Source organism: Gordonibacter sp. (assembly GCF_036667095.1).
Classification (GTDB): Bacteria; Actinomycetota; Coriobacteriia; order Coriobacteriales; family Eggerthellaceae; genus Gordonibacter.
Window position 1 is genome coordinate 1 of record NZ_JAVWUP010000230.1, and the last position, 3,550, is coordinate 3,550.

Below are 3,550 nucleotides of genomic sequence, written 5' to 3' on the forward strand. Positions count from 1 at the left end.
CGCGCCGTGGCAGCCGTAGCATCCCGCAGCCCCCAGCCCTTCGAAGCGGCCGGCATGGCTTTTAGGCATGAGAGGTGGAGCCCCTGCGGGCACGTTCGCGTTGAGGTCGTCTTTCGGAGCCTCGCTTGCGCATCCTGCGACGGCTGCCATGCCCAGCGCCAGGGTGAGCGTCAAGGTAGCGGTTACCAGTTGCTTCTTCATAGCTACCTCCCCTCGACCTTTGTGATGGACACGCAGGTCTTCTTGTAGTCGGGTTCCTTGGACAGTGGGCAGTACGTATCCTGTACGGCCAGGTTGACACGCGTCTCTTCAGCGAAGAACGGCGCGAAGGCCATGCCCTCCTGCGGCTCGGTTCGCCCTGCGGTGGATACCTTGATGTCGAAGGCGCCGTAGCGCGACTTCACGTGCACCGTATCGCCGTCCTTCACGCCCAGCTTGGCTACGTCGTTGGGGTGCAGGTTCAGCAGGGCCTCGGGAAGCGCGCGGTCGAGCTCGGGCACGCGGCGGGTCATCGTGCCGGTGTGCCAATGCTCCAGCAAACGTCCGGTGCAGAAGTAGAAGGGGTACTCCGCATCGGGTGTCTCGGCGGGCGGCTCGTAAGGACGGAACACCACGGAGGGTTTGGCGTTGGCCGACTTGTAGAAGCTCACGCTGTTCGCGAGGCCTGTCTTGCCGTACTGGGCCACGCCCTGCTCGTCGAAGCCTTCGGCTTGGCTGCCGGCGGCGAACCGCCACTTCGTTTCGAGCCACCTTCCCTCGACGTTGCGTACCGGCCACGTCATGCCGTGGCGGGTCAGGTACTCCTCGTAGGGGGCCAGCTGCTTGGCTTCCATCTTCAGTTTCGCCTTAAACGTGCCGTCGACGTCGTTGTTGATGGCCAGCGCACGGTCGTTCAGGTCGGGGTTCGAGAACGTGCGGTACTCTTCCCAGATCACGCGGTTCGTTTCGCGGTCGTCGGCCTTGAAGCCGGCAGCGTTCTTGTCGTAGAATGTGCCGAACAGGTGATCGAAGGCATCCTTGCCGTCTATCTGCTCGCCTGCCAGCACGCGGCGTGCCACTTCCATGAGTATCCACAGGTCCCATTTCGCCTCGCCCGGCGCCTCGACGGCCTTCTCGAACACGGCGGTGCGTCGCTCGCCGTTGCCGAACTGTCCCTCGCGCTCCACCCAGAGGGCTGCGGGCAACACGACGTCGGCGTACTCGCATGACGAGGTGGGGTACACCTCGTTTACCACGATGAACGCATCGAAGACGCCCTTCTGGTCGCCTTCGCCCAGAAAACGGGTGAGGTTAGGCATGGATACGGCCCAGTTGTTATGCGCCGACCAGAGGAAATCGATGTTGCCCTTCGACAGCTCGCGGAACGTCTTTACCGTGTGGAAACCGGGCTTCTGGATGGCGTCCAGATAGCCTTCCGGCAAATCCCAGATTGCTTCGGTGTAGCGGCGGTGCTGCTCGTTGGCTACCAGCAGGTCGGCAGGTAGGCGGTGGCTGAACGTGCCCACCTCGCGTGCGGTGCCGCAGGCAGTGGGCTGGCCTGTCAGCGAGAAAGGGCCGCAGCCAGGACGCGCGATCTTGCCCGACAGTAGGTGGATGTTGTAGATGTTGTGGTTCATCCACGTACCGCGGTTGTGCTGGTTCACGCCCATGGTCCAAAGCGACATGATGTTCTTCTTCGGGTCGGCGAACTCGGCAGCCAGCGCCTTCAAGTCCTCGACCGGCACGCCGGAGAGCTGCGAGGTGTACTCGAACGTGTAGGGGGCCAGGCGTGCGGCGTACTCATCGAACGTGATGGAGGCGACGGCATCGACCTTCTGGCCGATCTCGCTTGCGTCGTAGCCATCCTCGATGGAGTTGCCGATGTTCTCGGTACCCTGCTTGAACTGCAGATGGTCGGTTACGAAGGCCTCGTCGTAGCGCTTGCTCTGCACCAGGTAGTTCGCGATGCAGTTGGCGATGGCCAGGTCGGTGTTCGGCTGGAACAGCATGACGGTATCGGCGCTGACCGAGGTGCGCGTGCGTAGCGTGCCCAAGTCGTAGTGCTTCACGCCCTCGCCGGAAAGTTTGCGGGCCGTCAGGCGGGAGTACAGCATAGGATGTGCCTCGGCCATGTTGGCACCCCAGGTCACGAACACGTCGGCGTGGTCCAAGTCCTCGTAGCAGCCGGCCGGTTCGTCGGTCTGGAATACGTTCATGAAGGCCACGACGGCGCTGGCCATGCACAGGCGCGCATTCGGATCGATGTTGTTGGAGAGGAGCCCTGCCTTCCAGAACTTGGCCGTGGCGTAGCCCTCGGTGATGGGCTGTTGGCCGCTTCCCCAGAAGGCGAGCCGGGTCTTATCGGCCTTCCAGGTTTCCTTCAGCTTAGAAGCTACCAGCTCAAGCGCCTCGTCCCACGTCGCCTTGCGCAAGCCTTCGCTGGTGCCCTTGGTAGCCTTGTCCTCGCGGATAAGCGGGGTAATCAGCCGATCCTCGCCGTAGAGTATCTTGCCCAGGTAATAGCCTTTAACGCAGTTCAGTCCCCTGTTCGACTGGTTGTCCGGATCGCCGGTGACCGACACCAGCTTGCCGTTTTTTACCTCACAGACAACACCGCACCCACAGCCGCAGAAACGGCATACCGACGAGAACTTCTGCCCCTCGCCGCTCGCGTTCGCTGCGGGCGCGCTGCTGCAGCCGACCAGCGATGCCAGGCTTCCTGCCGCCGCCGCGCTTGCCAGCGCAATGGCCGATGTTTTAACGAATGCCCGCCTTGTCAGATCCATATGGTTCCCTCCTCGGTCGATTCCTCTTCTTGCGCGCGAAGCTCCCTGCCTTCAGCTGAGGCGGTATCGCTCTATCCGCCGACGTCGCCTGCTTGCGGCCCCCCTTCGTCGCCCACGATGCGGATGGCTACTTCAGGCTCGCCTACGACGCAACGCTGCACGCACAAGCCGCAGCCGACGCAGGAATCCTGCACGATGACAGGTGCGAACACCGCGTGGATGGCATCGCCTTCGCGCATGCGGTAGTCAATGCGTATGGCCTCGTCGATAAGGGGGCATGTGCGGTAGCACACTTCGCAGCGCAAGCCCTGAAACGCGATGCAAAGATCCTCGTCGATGACAGCGGTGCCCATACGCACGTCGTTGCGCTGGACCACGCCGCGCAGCGCGCCTGTGGGGCAGGCGGCTTGGCAGGGGAAGTCCTCGCACAGGCGGCATGCCTGGGCGCGTGCGTCGATGGTAGGGGTCCCTACGGCGAAGCCGGTATTGCCGTTAGCAGGGGAGAGCGCGGCGAAAGCACATGCTTCGATGCATTTGCCGCATTTGATGCAGCGAGAGAGGAAATCCTGCTCACCATGGGTCCCTGGTGGGCGCAAAAGGTTCGTCTCGCCGTGCGCGACCAGGCGCACGCCCTGGATGGCGACGGCTACGGCGGCTAGGCCTGAGGCGATGCTCGATGGTTTCATGGACAGCCTCCTTCCTCTGCCTTGTATGATGCGCTGCATGCCGGGTCCTGCCAATCGGGATAGCTACGCGAAACGATGAGGGTTTAACCCTATGCAAAG

The 3,550-nt window shown here is 62.8% G+C and carries 2 protein-coding genes and 1 pseudogene; all 3 read right to left on the minus strand.

The features are described from left to right. Nucleotides 1-201: pseudogene (locus RR842_RS12865) on the minus strand (hypothetical protein); the annotation flags it as partial. 2 nt (nt 202-203) lie between these two features. After that, entirely contained in the window at nt 204-2,765 is a 2,562-nt protein-coding gene (locus RR842_RS12870; RefSeq protein ID WP_332522503.1) for a molybdopterin-dependent oxidoreductase, read from the minus strand. Nucleotides 2,766-2,836: 71 nt separating this feature from the next. Next, nucleotides 2,837-3,451: a 4Fe-4S dicluster domain-containing protein gene (locus RR842_RS12875; protein ID WP_332730010.1), complete on the minus strand. Its 615-nt coding sequence runs from the start codon at nt 3,449-3,451 to the stop codon at nt 2,837-2,839. Nucleotides 3,452-3,550: the final 99 nt, after the last annotated feature.